General features: G+C 46.8%; 2 protein-coding genes and 1 pseudogene. All 3 read right to left on the bottom strand.

Translation table 11 applies throughout. The features are described 5' to 3' along the window. A pseudogene (locus tag ACUVJL_RS35820) lies at positions 1 to 306 on the bottom strand (LptA/OstA family protein); the annotation flags it as partial. Between the two features lie 316 nt (positions 307 to 622). Next, positions 623 to 1,030, bottom strand: a complete 408-nt coding sequence (locus ACUVJL_RS35815; protein ID WP_445250167.1) for a DUF309 domain-containing protein — start codon at positions 1,028 to 1,030, stop codon at positions 623 to 625. Between the two features lie 145 nt (positions 1,031 to 1,175). Further along, positions 1,176 to 1,287: ferredoxin-thioredoxin reductase catalytic domain-containing protein (locus ACUVJL_RS35810; protein WP_445250168.1), on the bottom strand; the 112-nt coding region annotated here is incomplete at its 5' end.

The following is a 1,287-nucleotide window of genomic DNA, read 5'->3' as shown; positions in this document are numbered from 1 at the left end:
GTTGCCCTGCTGCAAGACGTAAACATCTCCGCTGAGAATGATCCGGCGCTCGCGGCTGAAGTATTGAGCTTGAGCTGCGGTTGCTTGTATTTGGCGGGCTGGATAGTTGATTTGGACGTTGCCGCGGGCTGTCACGATGCCTGTTTTGGAGTCGGCTTCTTGAATGTCCGATCGCACGCTGAGAGTGCGGGGCGGTCCGGCTTGGGGGTAAGTGGGAGAGGCGATCGCGCCTGCCAGAGTCAGGGGCAACAGCAGCGATAATCCTTTGAATATTCGGGAATTGAGCAGTTTAGCGGAGGGCATCATAAGCTTGGAGCCTCAAAATTTTTGAAATTGCTGAAGCGCATTATCTCCAGTTAGGTATTTTATCTTAACGGTCAGAAAGATTTTCGTGAGGTCGATCTATTGACCCGAGAGTCTCAACCAATTATCCTAGCAAGACAACCGCGAATTTTATTGCCTGTTTTGCTCAGTGGCTAAAACTGTCTTGACCGGGAACGGGCAAGATGCTCGTTCCACAGCAAATCAATCTGCTTGTGCAGCGGGCAAGAAAGCCAGCCATCCTCTGTGTAGAGGCAAAGTCTGCGGCCCACCCTAATACAAACATTTATTTAACCTTTATTTAACTTTTTGGTACTTTGATAATTCGCGGCAATTGCAAGCCTGCGACTTCTGTACCTGTTAAAAGCGGCACAAATTCTGCTACTTCTTCCGGGCCCGCTTGTTGCAAAGCGCTCAAAAGTTTAGCACTTTGTGCGAGCAAGTCTTCAACGGCAATTCCGGCATAAATCGGCTGATAATAACTGAGCCGATTTATTCCTTCTCCCAGCAAGATTACTGCACCGCGCCAGTTGTGATTTCCTAAGTGATAAAGGGCGACGGCAATTTGCAATATTCCCTGATAAAACCTTTTTTCCGGCTCGCCGGCTTCCATCCACAAAGCCTCTAAAGTATCGTGACAAGCGTAAAATTCTTGGCTATTAAACTGTTCGATACCTTGCCAAAAGTCGAGCGGGATTTCCTCTGTCATTCGATTGGATATTGGGGATTTTCGATTGAGGATGTGTGTTTGAGTAGGCGGCGATCGATTTTTATTATAGCTAAGTCTTAAAAACAGGAAAAATAACGACCTGTTTTCAAAACTACTGCCATTTCACGACCGCCTACTTAACCGATTACATAGTGTCTCTGACAGCTTGAATCTGATCCATTCCTATTTCCTGATTAGTTCCAGCGAAATCGTTATCTGGCGTCAGAAATAACATACAGTGACACTCTTTGCGCTCG

It is taken from the genome of Microcoleus sp. OTE_8_concoct_300 (genome assembly GCF_031383065.1).
GTDB lineage: Bacteria > Cyanobacteriota > Cyanobacteriia > Cyanobacteriales > Microcoleaceae > Microcoleus.
This window is presented reverse-complemented; position numbering and strand designations above follow the sequence as displayed.

Coding starts and splice junctions, on each gene's coding strand:
- ACUVJL_RS35815 (WP_445250167.1), bottom strand. CDS start 1,030: ATGACAGAGGAAATCCCGCTCGACTTTTGGCAAGGTATCGAACAGTTT.